Annotated in this window: 21 protein-coding genes; 8 read left to right on the top strand and 13 right to left on the bottom strand. The window is 55.5% G+C overall.

The window, feature by feature from the left end:
- Positions 1-16 precede the first annotated feature (16 nt).
- Positions 17-928: a DNA-binding transcriptional activator PunR gene (punR, locus tag QQF33_RS20070; RefSeq protein ID WP_285158474.1), complete on the top strand. Its 912-nt coding sequence runs from the start codon at positions 17-19 to the stop codon at positions 926-928.
- 18 nt (positions 929-946) lie between these two features.
- On the opposite strand, the gene purR is transcribed toward punR, so the two are convergent.
- Positions 947-1,972, bottom strand: a complete 1,026-nt coding sequence (gene purR / locus QQF33_RS20065; protein ID WP_095281798.1) for an HTH-type transcriptional repressor PurR — start codon at positions 1,970-1,972, stop codon at positions 947-949.
- A gap of 296 nt (positions 1,973-2,268) precedes the next feature.
- Here purR and cydH point away from each other — a divergent pair, with 296 nt between their 5' ends.
- Both cydH and QQF33_RS20055 read left to right on the top strand, forming a co-directional pair.
- Positions 2,269-2,358 (top strand): cytochrome bd-I oxidase subunit CydH, encoded by a 90-nt coding sequence (gene cydH / locus QQF33_RS20060; protein ID WP_282493292.1) that lies wholly within the window; start codon positions 2,269-2,271, stop codon positions 2,356-2,358.
- A gap of 169 nt (positions 2,359-2,527) precedes the next feature.
- Complete coding sequence (locus QQF33_RS20055; protein WP_285158473.1) at positions 2,528-3,694, top strand: MFS transporter; 1,167 nt, start codon at positions 2,528-2,530, stop codon at positions 3,692-3,694.
- 39 nt (positions 3,695-3,733) lie between these two features.
- Here the strand turns inward: QQF33_RS20055 and sodB are convergent, their stop codons facing one another.
- Together sodB and QQF33_RS20045 are read right to left on the bottom strand one after the other, a co-directional pair.
- Positions 3,734-4,315 carry a superoxide dismutase [Fe] gene (gene sodB, locus QQF33_RS20050; protein WP_285158472.1) on the bottom strand — a complete coding sequence of 194 codons (582 nt, stop codon included), beginning with the start codon at positions 4,313-4,315 and terminating at the stop codon, positions 3,734-3,736.
- 122 nt (positions 4,316-4,437) lie between these two features.
- Positions 4,438-5,205: a C40 family peptidase gene (locus QQF33_RS20045; RefSeq protein ID WP_285144675.1), complete on the bottom strand. Its 768-nt coding sequence runs from the start codon at positions 5,203-5,205 to the stop codon at positions 4,438-4,440.
- A 340-nt stretch (positions 5,206-5,545) separates the two neighbouring features.
- Here QQF33_RS20045 and grxD point away from each other — a divergent pair, with 340 nt between their 5' ends.
- Positions 5,546-5,893, top strand: a complete 348-nt coding sequence (gene grxD, locus QQF33_RS20040; RefSeq protein WP_095281803.1) for a monothiol glutaredoxin 4 — start codon at positions 5,546-5,548, stop codon at positions 5,891-5,893.
- A gap of 81 nt (positions 5,894-5,974) precedes the next feature.
- Here the strand turns inward: grxD and rnt are convergent, their stop codons facing one another.
- The 5 genes from rnt to eptA form a co-directional block, all read right to left on the bottom strand.
- Positions 5,975-6,628 carry a ribonuclease T gene (gene rnt / locus QQF33_RS20035; protein WP_282493288.1) on the bottom strand — a complete coding sequence of 218 codons (654 nt, stop codon included), beginning with the start codon at positions 6,626-6,628 and terminating at the stop codon, positions 5,975-5,977.
- A 96-nt stretch (positions 6,629-6,724) separates the two neighbouring features.
- Positions 6,725-7,132, bottom strand: a complete 408-nt coding sequence (gloA, locus tag QQF33_RS20030) for a lactoylglutathione lyase (protein ID WP_012017189.1) — start codon at positions 7,130-7,132, stop codon at positions 6,725-6,727.
- A 99-nt stretch (positions 7,133-7,231) separates the two neighbouring features.
- Complete coding sequence (gene nemA / locus QQF33_RS20025) at positions 7,232-8,329, bottom strand: alkene reductase (protein WP_285155290.1); 1,098 nt, start codon at positions 8,327-8,329, stop codon at positions 7,232-7,234.
- A 53-nt stretch (positions 8,330-8,382) separates the two neighbouring features.
- Entirely contained in the window at positions 8,383-8,982 is a 600-nt protein-coding gene (locus tag QQF33_RS20020) for a TetR/AcrR family transcriptional regulator (protein WP_285158471.1), read from the bottom strand.
- Positions 8,983-9,021: 39 nt separating this feature from the next.
- Positions 9,022-10,650 (bottom strand): phosphoethanolamine transferase EptA, encoded by a 1,629-nt coding sequence (gene eptA / locus QQF33_RS20015; RefSeq protein ID WP_285144814.1) that lies wholly within the window; start codon positions 10,648-10,650, stop codon positions 9,022-9,024.
- Positions 10,651-10,798: 148 nt separating this feature from the next.
- On the opposite strand from eptA, the gene QQF33_RS20010 reads away from it, so the two are divergent.
- The 3 genes from QQF33_RS20010 (at position 10,799) to sodC (ending at position 12,582) form a co-directional block, all read left to right on the top strand.
- Entirely contained in the window at positions 10,799-11,038 is a 240-nt protein-coding gene (locus QQF33_RS20010; RefSeq protein WP_282493284.1) for a DUF1289 domain-containing protein, read from the top strand.
- Positions 11,039-11,086: 48 nt separating this feature from the next.
- The gene (locus QQF33_RS20005) at positions 11,087-11,983 is read left to right on the top strand and encodes an aldo/keto reductase (RefSeq protein ID WP_285150224.1); all 897 of its coding nucleotides are present in this window, start codon (positions 11,087-11,089) and stop codon (positions 11,981-11,983) included.
- A gap of 80 nt (positions 11,984-12,063) precedes the next feature.
- Positions 12,064-12,582 (top strand): superoxide dismutase [Cu-Zn] SodC, encoded by a 519-nt coding sequence (gene sodC / locus QQF33_RS20000; RefSeq protein ID WP_282493282.1) that lies wholly within the window; start codon positions 12,064-12,066, stop codon positions 12,580-12,582.
- Here sodC and QQF33_RS19995 read toward each other — a convergent pair.
- The 3 genes from QQF33_RS19995 to QQF33_RS19985 are packed head-to-tail and all read right to left on the bottom strand — an operon-like array spanning position 12,561 to position 15,693.
- On the bottom strand, positions 12,561-14,594 hold the full coding sequence (locus tag QQF33_RS19995) for an FUSC family protein (RefSeq protein ID WP_285150225.1): 2,034 nt from the start codon (positions 14,592-14,594) through the stop codon (positions 12,561-12,563). The genes sodC and QQF33_RS19995 overlap by 22 nt on opposite strands.
- On the bottom strand, positions 14,594-15,454 hold the full coding sequence (locus QQF33_RS19990; protein WP_282493280.1) for an efflux RND transporter periplasmic adaptor subunit: 861 nt from the start codon (positions 15,452-15,454) through the stop codon (positions 14,594-14,596). Before QQF33_RS19990 ends, QQF33_RS19995 begins: the two co-directional genes overlap by 1 nt.
- 2 nt (positions 15,455-15,456) lie before the next feature.
- A complete protein-coding gene (locus QQF33_RS19985) occupies positions 15,457-15,693 on the bottom strand; it encodes a DUF1656 domain-containing protein (RefSeq protein WP_282493279.1) in 237 nt (78 codons plus the stop codon).
- Between the two features lie 177 nt (positions 15,694-15,870).
- Between QQF33_RS19985 and slyA the strand changes: the two genes are divergently transcribed.
- Entirely contained in the window at positions 15,871-16,311 is a 441-nt protein-coding gene (slyA, locus tag QQF33_RS19980; protein WP_282493278.1) for a transcriptional regulator SlyA, read from the top strand.
- A 36-nt stretch (positions 16,312-16,347) separates the two neighbouring features.
- On the opposite strand, the gene QQF33_RS19975 is transcribed toward slyA, so the two are convergent.
- Together QQF33_RS19975 and slyB are read right to left on the bottom strand one after the other, a co-directional pair.
- Entirely contained in the window at positions 16,348-17,709 is a 1,362-nt protein-coding gene (locus tag QQF33_RS19975) for a sensor domain-containing diguanylate cyclase (RefSeq protein ID WP_285158470.1), read from the bottom strand.
- 195 nt (positions 17,710-17,904) lie between these two features.
- Entirely contained in the window at positions 17,905-18,372 is a 468-nt protein-coding gene (slyB, locus tag QQF33_RS19970; RefSeq protein ID WP_282493276.1) for an outer membrane lipoprotein SlyB, read from the bottom strand.
- Positions 18,373-18,574: the final 202 nt, after the last annotated feature.

The following is an 18,574-nucleotide window of genomic DNA, read 5'->3' as shown; positions in this document are numbered from 1 at the left end:
ATTTTGCAGGCAAAAAATGTGGTCTGAATATTCCTTAGAAGTGGTCGATGCAGTTGCGCGCAACGGCAGCTTTAGCGGCGCGGCCCAGGAACTGCACCGCGTTCCGTCTGCGGTGAGCTATACCGTGCGTCAGCTTGAAGAATGGCTGGCAGTTCCGCTGTTTGAGCGCCGCCACCGCGACGTCGTCCTGACGCCTGCGGGCGTCTGGTTTTTGAAAGAAGGGCGATCTGTTATCAAAAAAATGATGATCACCCGCGAGCAGTGTCAGCAGATTGCCAACGGCTGGCGCGGTCATCTCGCCATTGCGGTGGATAACATCGTCAAACCAGAGCGCACCCGCCAGATGGTGGTCGATTTTTATCGCCACTTCTCGGACGTGGAGCTGCGCGTGTCGCAGGAGGTGTTCAACGGCGTGTGGGATGCGCTCTCTGACGGCAGGGTGGAGATGGCGATCGGTGCCACGCAGGCGATCCCGGTGGGCGGGCGCTATGCCTTTCGCGATATGGGAGCCCTGAGCTGGACCTGCGTCGTGGCGCGCGATCATCCCCTCGCTGCCATTGAAGGCCCGCTGAGCGATGACACGTTGCGCAACTGGCCGTCGCTGGTGCTGGAAGATACGTCCCGATCGCTGCCAAAACGCATCACCTGGCTGCTGGATAACCAGCGGCGCGTGGTGGCTCCTGACTGGGAAACCTCGGCAACCTGTCTTTCCGCAGGGCTGTGCGTCGGGATGGTGCCGGTGCATTTCGCGCGTCCGCGCATCGATCGCGGTGAGTGGGTGCCCTTAACGCTGGAGAACCCGTTCCCGGATGCGGCCTGTTGCCTGACCTGGCAGCAAAACGATATGTCACCGGCGCTGGCGTGGCTGCTGGAGTATCTGGGGGATAGCGAGACGCTGAACAGAGAGTGGCTGAAGGAGCCGGAATAACCGGCCCCTCAGAGATGATTAACGGCGGTAATCGCGGAACGGACCGTCAGCGACGGAGCGGCGCTCAATCAGGCGCGGGTGGACTTCAATCGACTGCGACTCTTCGCGTTTGCTGACGATGCGGTCCATCAGCATGTTGAAGGCCGTTTCACCCAGCGAGTCTTTCGGCTGGTGAATGGTCGTCAGCGCCGGGGTGAAGTAGCGGGCGTTGCGCACGTTATCGTACCCGATCACAGAAATGTCCTGCGGGACGCGCAAACCGAGTTCGTCGGCTGCGCAAAGGGCGCCCATTGCCATAATATCGCCGCCGATGAAGACCGCGGTCGGACGATGTGACTGGGAGACAATCTGCTGCATGGCGCGATAGCCGGATTCCGGCTCGAAGTCGCCCTGCACGATCCAGTTTTCCGGCACCGTGATCAGCGCTTCTTCCATCGCTTTCATGAAGCCAGCCAGACGGCCTGCGCCGGTGTTGCGCTCCAGTGGACCCGGGATCACGCCGATTTCGCGGTGACCGCGTTCAATCAGGTAACGGCCCGCCATGTAGCCGCCTTCAAAGGCGTTGTCGTTCACGGAGTCGGTGAAATCGGCGCGGGTATCGCCCCAGTCCATCACCACCATCGGGATGTGACGATACTCTTCCAGCATCGAGAGCACGGATTCCGGGTATTCAGAACACATCACCAGCAGGCCATCGACACGCTTTTGCGCCATCATTGACAGGTAAGCGCGCTGCTTTTCCTGGCTGTTCCAGGCGTTGCCGAGAATCAGGGTGTAGCCCTTCTGGAAGCAGTTTTTCTCAACGGCTTCGATGATCTCCGCGAAATAGGCGGCTTCGCTGCTGGTCGCCAGCAGGCCGATCGATTTGGTGTGGTTCACTTTCAGGCTGCGCGCCACGGCACTCGGAGAGTAGTGCAACTCTTTGATGGCAGCCCATACGGCGTTGCGCGTCTCTTCCGCAACAAAACGCGTTTTGTTAATTACATGTGATACGGTTGTAGTGGAAACGTTTGCGCGTTTCGCCACATCTTTAATTGTTGCCATTACATGTCACTCCAGACCATATCTTAAACTCCTGAAATACTTAAAGGTAAACGTTTGCCTTCTCTCACCCTTATCTCGCAATGTGAATTGCGATACGCCGGGAAAACGACTCAGAACGTCAGGAGGGGGTCAGTGGCCGGTACGCTTATAAATTTAGCGTGGAATTTTGTCTTATCTTGATGAAAAGGGGAAGAGCAAAAACGGTTATCAGTCTAAATCCAGGAAGATTTTTGGGGTAAACTGTGTAAAAATGAGCAAGCTCACTTTTCGTAAGGTGATTAAAAGGAGAAAAATTGATGAGTACCGATCTGAAGTTTTCGCTGACCACGACCGTTATTGTGCTGGCTTTGATTGTTGCAGCAGGTCTGACCGCAGCCCTGCACTGATTTAAGCGGGGGAGAGTCCTCTCCCTCGTCTCCTCTCCCTGATTGTTACCCATCCTGCAAAAATCTTTTGCTAATTTGTTAACTTCTCATTTTTTGTGATTGATGTCATGCTTTTGCCATCTTAGTCCCGTGTCGCGCGATGACGACGACACGGCATCCGGAGTTAACAATGAAAATCAATTTTCCCCTGCTGGCCCTGGCGATTGGCGCTTTTGGCATCGGCACCACCGAGTTTTCCCCGATGGGGCTGCTGCCCGTCATTGCTAAAGGCGTGGACGTCTCCATTCCAGCGGCGGGGATGCTCATCAGCGCCTATGCAATTGGGGTGATGATCGGTGCGCCGCTCATGACACTGCTGCTCTCGCATCGCGCCCGCCGCAATGCGCTGATCTTCCTGATGACGATTTTTACCCTCGGCAACGTGCTGTCGGCGATTGCGCCGGATTACACGACGCTGCTGCTGTCGCGCATTCTGACCAGCCTGAACCACGGCGCGTTCTTTGGCTTAGGCTCAGTGGTGGCCGCGAGCGTGGTGCCAAAACATAAGCAGGCAAGCGCGGTGGCGACCATGTTTATGGGCCTGACCATCGCCAACATTGGCGGCGTTCCGGCGGCGACCTGGCTCGGTGAAGTCATCGGCTGGCGGATGTCGTTCCTGGCTACCGCCGGGCTGGGCGTGGTAGCGATGATCGCGCTGTTCTTCTCCCTGCCGAAAGGCGAGGCGGGCGAGCGCCCGGATGTGCGCAAAGAGCTGTCGGTGCTGGTGCGCCCGCAGGTGCTGTCTGCCCTGTTAACGACGGTGCTCGGCGCAGGCGCGATGTTTACGCTCTACACCTATATCTCTCCCGTGCTGCATGACATCACCCACGCCACGCCGCTGTTTGTGACGGCGATGCTGGTCCTGATTGGCGTTGGCTTCTCACTCGGTAACTATCTCGGCGGCAAGCTGGCGGATCGCTCGGTTACCGGTACTTTGAAAGGCTTCTTAACCCTGCTGATTGTGATTATGCTCGCCATTCCCTGGCTGGCGCGTAACGAATTCGGGGCGGCCATTGCGATGGTGGTGTGGGGCGCGGCGACCTTTGCGGTGGTTCCGCCGTTGCAGATGCGCGTGATGCGTGTGGCACACGAAGCGCCGGGTCTGTCGTCGTCCGTGAATATCGGCGCGTTTAATCTCGGTAATGCGCTCGGCGCGGCAGCGGGTGGGGCGGTGATTTCGGGCGGGCTGGGATACAGCTTTGTCCCGGTGATGGGGGCGATTATTGCGGCTCTTGGTCTGCTGCTGGTTCTCACATCCGGTCGCAAACAGCCGGAACCGGCAAGCGTGACGGAATAAACCAAAAACGCAGAAGGGCAAAACCCTTCTGCGTGTCTCTTACGCGGCGAAGTTCTTCGCCACAAATTCCCAGTTCACCAGCGCCCAGAAGTGCTCAAGGTAGTTCGGGCGAGCGTTACGGTAATCGATATAGTAAGCGTGCTCCCACACATCGACGGTCATCAGCGGTTTCGCGCTGGTGGTCAGTGGGGTGCCTGCGTTAGAGGTGGAAACGATAGCCAGTTTGCCATCTGCCTCTTTCACCAGCCACGTCCAGCCAGAACCGAAGTTCTTAATTGCGGCGTCAGTAAACTTCGCTTTGAAATCTGCAAAGCTGCCAAACGCGGTATTGATCGCTGCAGCCAGTTCACCGGTCGGTTCGCCACCGGCGTTCGGGGCCAGGCAGTGCCAGTAGAACGTGTGGTTCCAGACCTGAGCCGCGTTGTTGAACACGCCACCTTCAGAGCTACGCACGATCTCTTCCAGCGTTTTGCCTTCAAACTCAGTGCCTTTCACCAGATTGTTCAGGTTAGTGACATAGGTCTGATGGTGTTTGCCGTAGTGATACTCCAGGGTTTCCGCGGAAATGTGCGGAGCCAGGGCGTCTTTTGCATACGGTAATGCAGGTAATTCGAACGACATTGCTTCTCTCCTTATTATAGTGTTGCACGCCAATAACCCTATTGAGTGCAAGGATAGAGTAGCAAATTGAAAGGGTATGCAAAAGAGGAACTTACCCTGCCGACGGCGCGGCAGGGCAGGGATTAGCGAATGGTTTTCGGCGTCATCACGCGGCGAGCGCCAACGTAATGGCGGACCCAGTAATCTTCGCTCAGGGAGGTGATTTGAATGTCCTGGCCGCTGCGAGGAGACTGAATGAATTTCCCGTTGCCGACGTAAACGCCCACGTGGTCGGCGGTGCCGCGACCCTGGGTGCGGAAGAACACCAGATCGCCGCTCTCCAGTTCACCGCGATTAACCGACGCGGCATCGCGCAGGTGATACATCTCGTTCGCGGTGCGCGGAATGCGGAACTTCACCAGATCTTTATACGCGTAATAGACCAGACCGCTGCAGTCGAAACCGGTGCGCGGGGAGGTGCCACCCCAGTGATACGGTTTGCCAATCTGACCCATCAGTTTGTTCATCGCGGTTTTTTGCGCTTTCTGCACGCGCACTTTATGCACCTCAGAGAGCTTCGCCGTTTTGCCCACTTTCACGCAGTTAGTTTTGTGGCCTTTACGCACGGTGCATTTTTCCGGAGTCACTTTTGCGGTGCGGGTCGGTTTGCTTCGGGTTTTACTGGTGAGGGCCTTACTGGAGGTGGACTGCTTGCGAGCGGTGGTGGTTTTTTTCTTTTCGCTTTTACTGGAGCTGGTGGTTTTTTTCTTACGTTCTGTGGTTTTCGCCAGATGCGATTTCTGCACGGCAGAGTGCCGCGCCTGCTCGGAGGCGTTAGCCGCTGGCGTGAAAACAAGTGATGTAAATAGTAAAGCACAGAGCGTGATCGAGATTTTTGTTATCCGCGCCACTGAGCATTCCTCTGAATTAGGAGCAGGTCATCAATAATGCCTGCGTATGATTTACAAAGCCCGTCGATTCTAATCTAAAAATCTGCGAGAAGTTAATAGCATTTATCGGCAAAAAAGTCTGTTTCGTTAGCGAGTGCAAAAAAAAACGTCAGACTGTTACCTTATTGCTCACTCCTTAAGCGAAAGCGCGCGCGGCTTAGGGTTAAGCTATCTTAGGAATGCAACTTCAGCAGACAACCGTTATGATATATACAGGTGACGAAAATGTTATTTTCCGATGTCTGTCTGACCCGCTACAATGTCAGACGAATGCCGTAACAGAAGTTTAAGGAAGCAAGACATGAGCACGACTATTGAAAAAATCCAGCGCCAGATCGCTGAAAACCCGATTCTGCTGTACATGAAAGGTTCACCGAAGCTGCCAAACTGCGGTTTCTCTGCACAAGCCGTGCAGGCGCTGTCTGCCTGTGGCGAGCGTTTTGCTTACGTCGATATCCTGCAGAACCCGGACATCCGCGCTGAGCTGCCAAAATACGCCAACTGGCCGACCTTCCCGCAGCTGTGGGTAGACGGAGAGCTGGTTGGCGGTTGCGACATCCTGATCGAAATGTATCAGCGTGGCGAACTGCAGCAGCTGATCAAAGAGACCGCTGCGAAGTACAAAACCGAAGAGCCAGACGCAGAGTAAGTTTGCTGCGGAGATAAAAAAAGCGACCTGAAGAGGTCGCTTTTTTTTTGCCGGGTGGCGCTGCGCTTACCCAGCCGACGATTAGCGATCTGTCTCATCGCCCATCGGCAGCGGCCAACCGCCGAGACGCTTCCAGCGGTTCACAATCTCACAGAACAGTTCTGACGTGCGTTCCGTATCGTACAGCGCCGAGTGCGCCTGGGTGCCGTCGAAATCAATGCCCGCGGTGATACACGCCTTAGAGAGCACCGTTTGCCCCAGCGCCAGCCCGCTCAGCGCGGCGGTGTCGAAGGTGACGAACGGGTGGAACGGGTTACGCTTGAGGGACGCGCGCTCGGCGGCGGCCATCATAAAGCTGTGATCGAAGGTCGCGTTATGCGCCACCATGATCGCGCGATTGCAGTTGCTGTCCTTCATGCCTTTGCGCACCATTTTGAAAATGGCGTGCAGGGCATCGTATTCACTCACCGCGCCGCGCAGCGGGTTAGTCGGGTCGATGCCGTTAAAGGCCAGCGCTTCGGGCTGCAGGTTTGCGCCTTCGAAGGGTTCAACATGGAAATGCAGCGTGGTGTCCGGTGTCAGCCAGCCCTGTTCATCCATTTTCAGCGTGATGGCGGCGATCTCAAGCAGCGCATCGGTCTTAGCGTTAAATCCGGCTGTTTCTACGTCAATCACAACAGGATAAAAACCACGAAAACGGTCGCACAGACCGGTAAGTTGAGCGTTATCGGACATCAGGGTCTCTTACAAGGGGAAAAAAGCAGTGCGTATTATGGCAAATTTTGCGCGGGGATGCAGTAAAACAACGGGCGCAGAACGCGCCCGGAGGGATCAATTGCCCAGACCGCGACCGGCGTCTTTGGCTTCGATCAGTTCGATTTTATAACCGTCTGGATCTTCAACGAAGGCAATCACGGTGGTGCCGCCTTTGACCGGACCCGCTTCGCGCGTCACGTTGCCACCGTTGCTGCGAATGCGCTCGCAGGCTTCTGCTGCGTTATCCACTTCCAGCGCGATGTGGCCGTAAGCGGTGCCCAGCTCGTAGCTATCGACGTCCCAGTTGTAGGTCAGCTCGATAACCGCTTCGTCACTTTCCGGGCCGTAGCCAACGAACGCCAGGGAGTATTTGTATTCCGGGTTTTCGCTGGTGCGCAGGAGCTGCATGCCCAGTACGTTAGTGTAGAAATCGATAGAACGTTGCAGGTTGCCAACGCGCAGCATGGTGTGAAGTAGGCGCATATTTTCCTCTTAACCACCTCAGTGGCTTATCTTTTTGAACAGAAACGATGTTTTAGTATAGCGGCGAATCATCGCCGCTATCAATGGACAACCGAGGAATTACAGGGAAGGGTAGTCGGTGTAACCTTCAGCGCCGCCGCCGTAGAAGGTCTCTGGACGCTGCGGGTTCAGCTCGGCTTTACGCTGCAGACGCGCCACCAGATCCGGGTTAGCGATGTAATCGCGGCCAAAGGCGACGGCGTCGATCAGCCCTTTGCTGATCAGATCTTCGGCTTTCTCTGGGGTGTACGCACCCGCACCGATAATCACGCCCTGGAAACGCGCACGCACTTTCTCACGGAAGGCTTCGGAGTAAGGCTGACCGCCCGCCCAGTCCGGCTCGGACATGTGCAGGTAGGCGATACCGCGTTTCGCCAGCTCTTCAATCAGATACAGGGCGTCGGCTTCTTCGTTCGGGCCGTTATCCACGTTCTGGAAGGAACCGATCGGGGAGACACGGATACCGATGCGGTCCGGGCTCCACTCCTGGCACACTGCATCTACCACTTCCAGCACCAGACGGGCGCGGTTTTCCACGCTGCCGCCGTACTGATCCGTGCGCTGGTTTGACGACGGAGAGAGGAACTGGTGCAGCAGGTAGCCGTGTGCAGAGTGCAGCTCAACCAGGTCGAAACCGGCTTCGCGGGCATTGGCGACGGCCTGGCGGAAATCATTCACGATGCCTGGGATTTCGTCGAGTTCCAGTGCGCGTGGGGTAGAGGTATCCACACGAATCGCATGACCGTTTTCGTCACGCAGGGACGTGCGCGTACCGGCGTTCAGAGCAGAAGCTGAAACCGGTGCCTGGCCGCCAGGCTGGATGCTGTTATGGGAGATACGGCCCGTATGCCACAGTTGAACCGCGATGCGGCCATCGTCAGCGTGAACACCGGCAGTGATTTTTTTCCATGCGGCGATCTGCTCTGGGCTGTGCAGGCCCGGAGCGCCCGCATAACCTTTCGCTTGCGCGGAGATTTGGGTCGCTTCGGAAATGATCAGGCCGGAGCTGGCGCGCTGGCGGTAGTATTCGCCCATCAGCGGCGTCGGGATATCACCCGGCTCGATGCTGCGCAGACGAGTGAGCGGGGCCATCAGTACGCGGTTTGGTGCAGTAACCGCACCGATTTTCAGTGGGGTAAATAATTTTTCAGTTGACATCATGACTCCTGAGTAGACCGGTCGACTAGTGATTTGGTAAATAAAAACGCCTGTTAAACGCCAGGCGCTGTAATGCTGTTCTTCACATGCGCCAGTGCGCTTTCAAGCGGCACGGCGCTGCGGGAAATTTTGGCCTGCAAATTTGCGCCTAACCACAGCGCATATAACACCTGGGCCTGAGTCAAAGGATCGCCGCTAAAATTCAGCGTTTTTTCGTCGCGACCTTTTTCCAGCGCCTGAGCCAGAAGGGCGATGACGCCGCAGGCCCCTTTGTCCATCGCCGTGCGCATATCTTCTGAGAGATCGCACACTTCGGCGGACAATTTGACGGTCAGGCAACCGCTGATAATGCCCTGCTGGCAGAACTGGTTCAGCGTTTCCTGATAATAGTTGAGCACACGATCGCGATAGCACCCTTCGCCGCTGGCAAAGTGGGTGGCGAGACGCTGATGGTACCCGGCATAGTGCCGTTCCAGCATCGCCACGCCAAACGCCTCTTTGGAGCGGAAGTAGTGATAGAACGAACCCTTCGGCACCTCAGCGGTTTTTAACAGCTCGCTAAGACCCATTCCGGTAAACCCGCGATGCATGCAAAGACGCTCGCCGGTAGCCAGAAGATGTTCGCGTGTATCGTGTTCAGTATTTTTGCTCATGGCGCTGAATGTACTAGACCAATCGGTCTAATGCAAGTCTCAGGATTTGCGACAGGTGTTAATGATGTCCATCTGCGGCTGATAAACCGCTGATTTGACGTTCATCATGCCGAGAACCGTCGAGAATAAATTATCCTGAGAAACCGCCGTTTTGGCCGCCTGATCGCGTAAACACGGCTCGTTGATGCTGTAGCTGTTCACGTAGTCCGGCGACAGCCAGAACATAAACGGAATATGCGTCTGCTGCGTTGGGGCAATCAGGTACGGGGTGCCGTGCAGATACAGGCCGTTTTCACCCAGCGACTCACCGTGATCGGAGAGATAAATCAGGGCGGTATTCATCGTCGTCTGACGCGCTTTCAGGGCATCAATGGTTTTGCTGACCACGCTATCCGTATAGAGGATGGTGTTGTCGTAGGTATTCATCAGCGCCTGATGGTCGCAGTCCTGAATCTGGTTGGTGTCGCAGGTTGGGGTGAACTGGCGATACTCCTTCGGATAGCGCTGGTAGTAGGCCGGGCCGTGGCTGCCCATCAGATGGATCACCAGCACCGAATCCTGCTTCAGGCCGTCGAGCACGTTGTCCAGACGGTGCAGGTTCACGTCGTCGATACAGGATTTATCCTTGCAGAATTCATCCAGTTTCCACTGGGTCATGTCCGTATGCGGGATACGATCGCACGCCCCTTTACAGCCCCCGTCGTTTTCGCGCCACAGCAGGTTAACGCCTGCGTGGGCCAGCACATCGAGCAAGCCTTCCTGATGACGGGCCAGATCCGCGTCGTAATTTTTGCGCGGCATGTTGGAGAACATGCAAGGTAAGGAGACCGCCGTTTCGGTGCCGCAGGAAGAGGCCTGCGGGAAGTTAATCATGTTCTGTTTTTTCAGCTGCGGGTTGGTGTCGCGCGCATAGCCGTTCAGGGAGTAATTTTCCGCACGTGAGGCTTCGCCGACGACCAGCACCAGCACCGTTTTTTTCTTCTGCGCCAGAATCACCGGCCCTTTCTGAGCGTCCTGGCCGATACGCACCAGCGTCTGATCGCCTGCAAACCAGCGGTTTTTGCTGTATTTGGCGATGGCGCTGACGTAGTTCGCCGGGGTCACCATCTTGACGATGCTTTTGTTATTGCGGAACAGGGAGGCGTAATCCTTATAGAAGACGGAGGCGACCAGGATAATCACCATCAGCGCCCCGAGGATTGCGGCAACGCGCATCAGGAGCGTGTACCACCATTTACCGGAACGAATGCGAACGAACATCAGCACGATGGACGGGATCAGGCCGATAATCGCAATCCACAGCAGCATCTGCGGGGTCACCAGCGCGGTGGCTTCCTGCGAGTTGGTCTCGAAGACGTTCACCATCATGTTCTGATCGATGACGGCACCGTAGGTGTACATAAAGTACGTCGCCCCGGCGCAGCCCAGGGTCAGCAGGATCATCAGCGGCTTACGGATAAACGGAATATTGAGCAGGCTGAACACAATCACCCAGCCACAAAACAGGACCAGCGGAACCGATGCCGCAAACAGAACATCGTGCAGATGAGCGGGGGCAATAATCTCCCAGCTGCGTTGAATAAACAGCGCATTCAGCACGGTAAAGAACAGGGCACAACCCAGAGTGAATTTAATATCGTTACACTGTAACTTTTTAACGGACCACATCATAAAGAAACCATCTGTTTTATTGATGAGGCGAGTATAGGGAGTGAAGATTAGTGAAACCTTAATGCCACAATTCTGTGTTAAAGCCCTTGCAGACGCCGCAATTAGCGTCTTCACTGAAGGTGAGAATCGATTTCGGGAGGTGTGTGTGGCAGAGCAACTGGAGTTTTTCCCCATCCAGAGCCCGTGCCGGGGAATTTGTCAGTCTGATGAGCGCGGTTTTTGCCGGGGCTGCATGCGCAGTCGCGATGAGCGTTTCAACTGGCAAAACATGAGCGACGTGCAGAAACAGGATGTCATCCGTCTGTGTCGCCAGCGTTTACTGCGCAAATTACGCGCAAACAAACCGTCGGATACCGAAGAACCCCAGCAACCTTCACTTTTTTAGCGGCGGATATGCGTATACTCATGACATCACTTCCTTGAGGAAATTGTTATGGTTCAGCGTATTGCCCTTGCCCCGCAGGGCCCAGAGTTTTCGCGTTTTGTCATGGGTTACTGGCGTTTGATGGACTGGAATATGTCCCCGCGTCAGCTGGTCAGTTTCATTGAGGAACATCTCGACCTCGGGATTACCACTGTTGACCACGCCGATATCTACGGCGGGTATCTGTGCGAGGCGGCGTTTGGGGAAGCCCTGAAGCTGGCTCCGCATCTGCGTGAGCGCATGGAGATCGTCTCCAAATGCGGCATCGCCACCACCGCGCGCGCAGAAAACGCCCTCGGTCATTACATCACCGACAGCGATCACATCATCAAAAGCGCCGAGCAGTCGCTGGTGAATCTCGCCACCGACCATCTCGACTTGCTGCTGATCCACCGTCCCGATCCATTGATGGATGCCGATGAAGTCGCGCAGGCGTTCCTCGCGCTGCATCAGAGCGGGAAGGTACGTCACTTTGGCGTGTCGAACTTCACCCCGGCACAGTTCGCGCTGCTGCAGTCTCGTCTGCCGTTTACCCTGGCGACAAACCAGGTGGAGATCTCTCCGGTGCATCAGCCGCTGCTGCTGGACGGCACGCTGGATCAACTCCAACAGCTGCGCATTCGTCCGATGGCCTGGTCTTGCCTGGGCGGCGGTCGTCTGTTCAATGACGACGAATTCCAGCCGCTGCGCGATGAGCTTGAAACCGTTGCCCGCGAGCTGAACGCCGAGAGCATTGAGCAGGTGGTATACGCGTGGATCCTGCGTCTGCCATCGAAACCGCTGCCGATTATCGGCTCTGGTAAAATCGAACGCGTGCGTTCAGCGATCGCCGCCGAAGAGCTGCAGATGACGCGTCAGCAGTGGTTCCGCATTCGCAAAGCGGCCCTCGGTTACGACGTTCCTTAATCGTCTATGCCGATGACTTTCCGGTGAAATCCTTGCCCCTGGTCTAAACTTTAGGGGCAAAATCAACCCGAGGAGGTCATATGAAGCGTTTTGCTCTGGCAGTGATGACGCTGGTGGTTTGCGCAGGCGCGCAGGCTGCCAGCGACAAAGTTGAAATGAATCTCGTCACCTCGCAGGGGATCGGCCAGTCCATCGGCAGTGTCACCATCAGCGAAACCGATAAAGGGCTGGAGTTCGCGCCCGATCTCAAAGCTCTTCCTCCCGGTGAACATGGCTTTCATGTTCATGCCAAGGGCAGCTGTCAGCCCGCCATGAAAGACGGAAAAGCCTCGGCAGCTGAAGCGGCTGGCGGCCATTTTGACCCGCAAAAAACCGGTAAACATGAAGGACCTGAGGGCGCAGGGCACGAAGGCGACTTGCCGGTGCTGGTGGTTAACAATGACGGCAAAGCCACCGATCCGGTGGTGGCTCCGCGTCTGAAAAAACTGGAAGAGATAAAAGGCAAAGCGCTGATGATTCATGTCGGCGGGGATAACATGTCCGATCAGCCTAAACCTCTGGGCGGTGGCGGGGCGCGTTACGCCTGCGGGGTGATCTGATCCGTAATCGTCCCTGGCGGCGGAGCCTGTTCCAGCTGAGAGAGCGAACAGTGCAGACGCCAGATCAGCGACGCGAGATCGCGCGCTGCCGGTAGATGGTGGCGCGCCAGCGTATCGCAAATGCGCTGTAGCTCTGCGAGCGTCATCGCCAGCGGGCGCTGCTGAACGCCGCGTTTGCTCATCACGTCCCGCAGCAGGGAAATGCAGATATCACGCACCTGCGACAGGGGATCTGAGCGGGTTTCCCATGCGCGCAGTTGCCACACCACATGCGAACAGTTCAACAGCACCACGCCCCAGCGCAGCAGCCAGCGACGCGATAGCTCATCCTGGCTGTTATTCAGCTGACTCACGTGATGATAAACCAGCGATTCGTATTCACTCTCACGCAGGTGCGGCTTGCGGCTGAGCTGATCGACAAACCCTGCGCGCAGCTCGCGGATGTGTCGCCGACTTTTCCGCGCGTCCGAGCCGGGGCGCAGGACCGCAAAGGCCAGCCACGCCAGCCCCACGCCCAGAATCTTCGCCAGATTGTCATTCATAAAGTCGGCAAAATTGTAAACCGGCGGATTGGTGACGGAAATGAACGACCCCATAAAGACGATCAGTTGCCCCCACAAGCCCGCGAGTTTCGGCATCTGCAATTTCAGCAGCTGCATCGTGGTGAGCAGCGGGAACAGGAACAGCAGGAACTGCCACAGATCGGTGATTTGCACCATCAGCCCGAATTTCACGGCGAAGCTGAAGAGCGAAAGCAGCACCAGCGTACGCATCAGCAGTGTCAGAGAGTTAAACGGCGAGGCAGCCACGGAGTAGAGCACGCAGCTGATCGCCGCCAGCGTCAGCGCCGCCGAGCCCGACTCCCACTGGGTGGTGATGCTCCAGGCACCGACCAGCGTCAGGGCGCAGAAGGTGCGAAAACCGCTCCATAACGCTTCTTTGTTATCCGTATGCCTGGTCAGCGCAGGGCTGCCCGGCACGTTAAATTCGGTAATGGGTGTGGCATTTTCAACGGCGCTGATCCAGCGACTGCTGCGCAGGTATAAGCGGCAAAAGTAGAGCAACCGCTGCCAGAACGCGCGATGGCGGTAATCAAACTCATCCGTCGGCGCGAGAGGCGCAATGATACGCGCCACCGCCAGCATATCCGTCTGCGGATTCGCCAGCGCCGCCAGCAGACGGTCGATCACTTCGCGCGTGTTGTCCGGCGGACTGGGCCAGTTGAGCAATATCCGGCGCAGGCCCGAAAGGGCGCTGGTCATTCTCAACTGCTGGTGGAGAAGGTAGTTCAGTAATTTATTCTGCCGACGAAAGCGGTAATGGCTCCAGAACGCCTGGATGCGCAGGAGGTTCATGGTCAGGATCTGGCCGATGACTTTCTCGTGGGCCAGGCGAACCGCATCGCTGGAATCGGGCTGCCAGAGCAGACTGGCGTGCTCCAGCAGGCGCGCATGCATGGTTTTTAACGCCGAGATGAGCGTGGTGCCGTCAGAGGTGCTCGGCAGGATCATCATCATCACCCCGCCGCACAAAATACCGATGATCACTTCGCACACGCGCGCCTGGGCGATATCCCAAAGCTCCGTGGTGTCGAGAATATTGACCACCGGAAAGGCGATAATCGCGGCGGTATAGCCCGCCAGCTGGAACGCGTAGGCGACGTTATTCGTAAAATGGGCGCAGGCCCAGGTACAAACGCCGAGCCAGGCGGCCATGCTGAGCAAAAAGAGCCAGGGATCGTTGAGCGTATGTCCGGCGATAATCAGCGCCGCCGTCGCACCAAGCAGGCTCCCGGCGACGCGCCCAAGACTTTTACTGATGACGCCGCCGACGGTCGGAAAGCTGACCACCGCCGCAGAAGTCATGGCCCAGTAGGGCTCATCCAGATTCAGGTAATAGGCCACCGACAGGGCCAGACACATGGCGATCCCGTTGCGCAGGGCGTAGCGCCACTGCGCCGGGTTTGCTTTAAACCACGGCATTTTACGCCAGGAGAAAGCAGAGAGGTCCATCAGTGGGCTCCGATCGACACGGTACAGGTGGTCCCGGAGACCAGGGTGATATCGTTCGGCAGGTTATCGAACTCCACGCGAACCGGCACGCGCTGGGCGAGGCGCACCCACGGCACGTTGGGTTTGATATCAGGCACCAGGCCGGAATCGGTCTCGACGCTCTGATCGTAGATTGCGCGGCCAATGCTGGAAACGTGACCCTGTAACACACGGGAGCCGCTGTACAAGGTGATTCGCGCTGCAGCGCCTTCCTGAATGTGGCGCAGTTTGGTCTCTTCGAAATAGCCCACGACATAGAAAGAGTGGCTATCCACAAGGGCGAACAGCGGTTTTCCCTGGGTGGCGTAATCCCCTTCGCGAGTGGATAAGTTGGTGACCCAGCCGTCAACGGGTGCTTTGACCACCGTCTGTGTGAGCTGCCATTGCGCCTGTTTCAGCGTCGCTTCTGCCACTTCCACGCTGGCCTGCATCGCTTTCACGTTAATGTTCGCGGTATCGAGATCTTCGGCGGAGATAAAGTTTTGCGGCAGATGGCGGCGACGGTTGGCTTCGTTATTGGCTTTCGCCAGATCCGACTGCGCTTTTGCCAGCTGCGCCTGGGCATTCAGCACCGCGATATGGTAGGGCGTTTCATCGATGCGAAAGAGCACATCTCCCGCTCTGACTTTCTGGTTATCTTTCACCCGCAGCGTGGTGATGCTGCCGGAGACTTGCGGGGTAATGCTCACCTGCTCAGCGCGGATTTTGCCGTCGCGCGTCCAGGGAGACTGCATGTAATAATTCCATAACCACCAGCCAGCGACCAGCGCCAGAGCCAGCACCAGCAGGCTCGAAAAGTATTTAACGGTTTTCAGCGACATATTCACCACGCAATCAACAGAGCCAGACCAAGACAGACCGAAAGGGTAAACAACGAAAGATCCATCAACATGGGATGCCAGATTTCACCGGAATACATCCAGTCACGAAGCAGTCGGTGTGCCACAAGCCAGATCAAAAAGCCCAACATCACGGCTTTGAAAATCGGGGGGAAATAGACAGATGCGCCGACAATCAGGTCCTGTAGGGGTAAACCCGCGGAGCTATAAGAGAACTTCACGAGAAGAGATCCTTTGCTGTGGAGAAGAGGCGAGTGTTAACACGATGAAGCGCCTTCAATAAGTGTAAATCATTCGTTCGATTTTGATGAATGCAGTATTGCATTTGTTTTGCCAATATAAATGCTGCACACTATTCTAAAATCAGTATAATAACTTAGCAAGCTAATTATAAGGAGATGAAATTGGAATCGCCATTAGGTTCTGATCTGGCAAGGTTGGTACGCATCTGGCGTGCTCTGATTGACCATCGCCTGAAACCTCTGGAATTGACACAGACGCATTGGGTTACGCTGCATAACATTCATCAGTTGCCGCCCGAGCAGTCACAAATTCAACTGGCAAAAGCGATTGGCATTGAGCAGCCGTCCCTGGTGCGCACGCTCGATCAGCTGGAGGAGAAGGGGCTGATTTCGCGTCAGACCTGCGCCAGCGACCGCCGTGCCAAACGTATTAAGCTCACTGAAAAAGCAGCGCCTATCATCACCGAGATGGAAGCTGTGATCAGTAAAACGCGCGGCGAGATCCTCTCCGGGATCTCACCGGCCGAGCTGGAACAGCTGATTGACATGATTGCTCGCCTTGAGCAGAACATCAATGAGCTCCAGACCCGCGACTAACGTCATAACAAAGCCTTGCATCGCAAGGCTTTCTTTTTAGCTGAACACCACCACCCGATTTCTTCCCGTCTCTTTGGCCTCATACATCGCCTTATCCGCGCGCTCGACGCACTCTTCAGCGGTCACGGCAGAGGAGGTCGCGGTGTAGACCCCCATGCTGATGGTGATCGGTTCCGGTAGTTCCCCGTGCGTCGTTTCACGATCAAAACTGGCTAACAGAATACGGATCCGTTCAGCCACCTGTTTAGCCGCCTCTGACGAGGTATTGGGAAGCAGTAAAACAAACTCTTCGCCGCCGATGCGTGCGGCAATATCCTGCGGGCGTACGGAGTCCATCAGCAGGTTGGCGACAAACTGCAAGACCTTGTCGCCCTGCAGGTGCCCATAGGTGTCGTTGATGCGTTTGAAACGGTCGAGATCGCTCACTATCACCGACACGGGTTTGCTGCCGGTAGTCGTACTGAGCGAGTGACTCAAGGATTCGTAAAAATAGCTGCGATTGTAGAGGCGCGTGAGGGCATCACGAATCGAGTTCTGGTACGACTGCTGATATTTCAGATGCGACTGGCGATAGAGGCTAAACACATCCTGCAGCAGGGTGAAGATAATCACCAGGGTGGCGATAGCTTCAAAAAATCTCGCCCGGTACCAGACGAACCCTCCCACATAGTCGGTGGTCATCAGCGTCGATAAGGTAATGATATAGCAGACACACAGAAAACAGCCGCTCAGCCAGAATAGATTTCTCAGCCGAGTAATAACCAGCATGGTTATTAATGTACTCACCCAGAACAGGATCAGGATAATATTGATGACTTGCGTCCATAATATCGTGTTCTGTCGGGTGTCATTATTGACTAAATCCAGCGAGAGCAACGCGCTATGGCTGGAGTAGAGCCACGCGAGAATTATCATCAGCGCGGTAAAAATAAATAATAGCCCTACGATGGATCCGTACATTAACCGTGTTAATGCCGAGTGACGCAATGTAAAAAGTACCGTCGAAAGCGTAAACAGACTGGCCATCATAATGTTGCGCATCATGAAATAAATCATCGCATCGTTATAGTTATTAGGATGCAGGCTGTATGGGTTTAGCCACGTCGGGAAGCAGCTCAGGGTTCCCGCCATCAGTAGCGCTGAGCCCACAAAGGCAAAGGCGATGGCGAGCAGGAACACGCGCTGTTTGTCACACCAATATTTCATGATCATAAAAATGGCAATAAACAGATGAAACACCAGAAGAAATACGGTCAGCGTCGGGAATAAAAATGGCGACAGCGTCGGGACAGTACGTTCTATATTATTAAATATCGCATGTAATATGCCAAAGAAAACGAGGCAAGTCAGAGCGAAGGAAACATATCGGTTTCCCAGATGTCGGTTAATCACAATCATACGTTTGTTAGCGGGCAGATATTGCGTTATTGAGCTGAAGGAACGAACGTGGAGACTAGCGTGATGACGTGGGAAATACTTTGCGCAGGAACAAGGGAAACGCCATTAATTAATTCACATATTACATGTGTTTAATTGTATTAATGAGTTGGGGGAGAGTAATGGATGTGGCCGAAAGCCACATCCATTAAGGAATTAGCGTGGGGAAACAGTAACCTGGCTACCGTTGCTCGCCAGTACAACACGCTGACCGCTAGAGAATCGAGTGTTGCCCTGTTTCTGCACCACCATGATGGTGTTGCCGTCGTCTTTACGGATTTCCAGCTCAACGCCCTGGGTTTTGTTCATCGCACCCTGAACGCCCTGACCGGCTACGCCACCGGCAACCGCACCTGCGGCTGTCGCCAGAGAACGCCCGGTGCCACCACCGACGGTGTTACCCAGGAAACCACCCAGCACAGCACCGCCAATTGCGCCAATCACGTTGCTGTCATCGCCGCCCTGGATCTGAACCGGACGCACGTTAACAACAGTACCGTAAGTGACGTTTTGCACTTGTTTGGCTTCGGAGGCAGTGTAAACGTCACCGGAAAGGGAGTCGTTATTCACGCAGCCAGCCAGAGTTAAACCAATCAATGAAACGCCCAGTACACGTAAAATCATTTGAATCTCCTGTTCACCCAAAACGCTCAATCTGAGCATCCGTTATGGCTCAATTATATGGCATCGGCAGCCATAGATCATATCTTTGCACTAACAATAAGAAAATTGTACTTGAATTTAGCTTAACGAGACATAAACGGACGGCCTGGGGTGTTTGAGATCTGACATTGTTAAAAAATATTATCGCGTCATAGAAATGACC

Origin of the sequence: Lelliottia wanjuensis, assembly GCF_030238365.1 — a bacterium.
GTDB lineage: Bacteria > Pseudomonadota > Gammaproteobacteria > Enterobacterales > Enterobacteriaceae > Enterobacter > Enterobacter wanjuensis.
Note: the sequence above shows the minus strand (reverse complement) of the source record. Positions and strands in the feature narration are given on the sequence as shown.

Coding starts and splice junctions, on each gene's coding strand:
- punR (WP_285158474.1), top strand. CDS start 17: ATGTGGTCTGAATATTCCTTAGAAGTGGTCGATGCAGTTGCGCGCAAC.
- purR (WP_095281798.1), bottom strand. CDS start 1,972: ATGGCAACAATTAAAGATGTGGCGAAACGCGCAAACGTTTCCACTACA.
- cydH (WP_282493292.1), top strand. CDS start 2,269: ATGAGTACCGATCTGAAGTTTTCGCTGACCACGACCGTTATTGTGCTG.
- QQF33_RS20055 (WP_285158473.1), top strand. CDS start 2,528: ATGAAAATCAATTTTCCCCTGCTGGCCCTGGCGATTGGCGCTTTTGGC.
- sodB (WP_285158472.1), bottom strand. CDS start 4,315: ATGTCGTTCGAATTACCTGCATTACCGTATGCAAAAGACGCCCTGGCT.
- grxD (WP_095281803.1), top strand. CDS start 5,546: ATGAGCACGACTATTGAAAAAATCCAGCGCCAGATCGCTGAAAACCCG.
- rnt (WP_282493288.1), bottom strand. CDS start 6,628: ATGTCCGATAACGCTCAACTTACCGGTCTGTGCGACCGTTTTCGTGGT.
- gloA (WP_012017189.1), bottom strand. CDS start 7,132: ATGCGCCTACTTCACACCATGCTGCGCGTTGGCAACCTGCAACGTTCT.
- nemA (WP_285155290.1), bottom strand. CDS start 8,329: ATGTCAACTGAAAAATTATTTACCCCACTGAAAATCGGTGCGGTTACT.
- QQF33_RS20020 (WP_285158471.1), bottom strand. CDS start 8,982: ATGAGCAAAAATACTGAACACGATACACGCGAACATCTTCTGGCTACC.
- eptA (WP_285144814.1), bottom strand. CDS start 10,650: ATGTGGTCCGTTAAAAAGTTACAGTGTAACGATATTAAATTCACTCTG.
- QQF33_RS20005 (WP_285150224.1), top strand. CDS start 11,087: ATGGTTCAGCGTATTGCCCTTGCCCCGCAGGGCCCAGAGTTTTCGCGT.
- sodC (WP_282493282.1), top strand. CDS start 12,064: ATGAAGCGTTTTGCTCTGGCAGTGATGACGCTGGTGGTTTGCGCAGGC.
- QQF33_RS19995 (WP_285150225.1), bottom strand. CDS start 14,594: ATGGACCTCTCTGCTTTCTCCTGGCGTAAAATGCCGTGGTTTAAAGCA.
- QQF33_RS19990 (WP_282493280.1), bottom strand. CDS start 15,454: ATGTCGCTGAAAACCGTTAAATACTTTTCGAGCCTGCTGGTGCTGGCT.
- slyA (WP_282493278.1), top strand. CDS start 15,871: ATGAAATTGGAATCGCCATTAGGTTCTGATCTGGCAAGGTTGGTACGC.
- QQF33_RS19975 (WP_285158470.1), bottom strand. CDS start 17,709: ATGATTGTGATTAACCGACATCTGGGAAACCGATATGTTTCCTTCGCT.
- slyB (WP_282493276.1), bottom strand. CDS start 18,372: ATGATTTTACGTGTACTGGGCGTTTCATTGATTGGTTTAACTCTGGCT.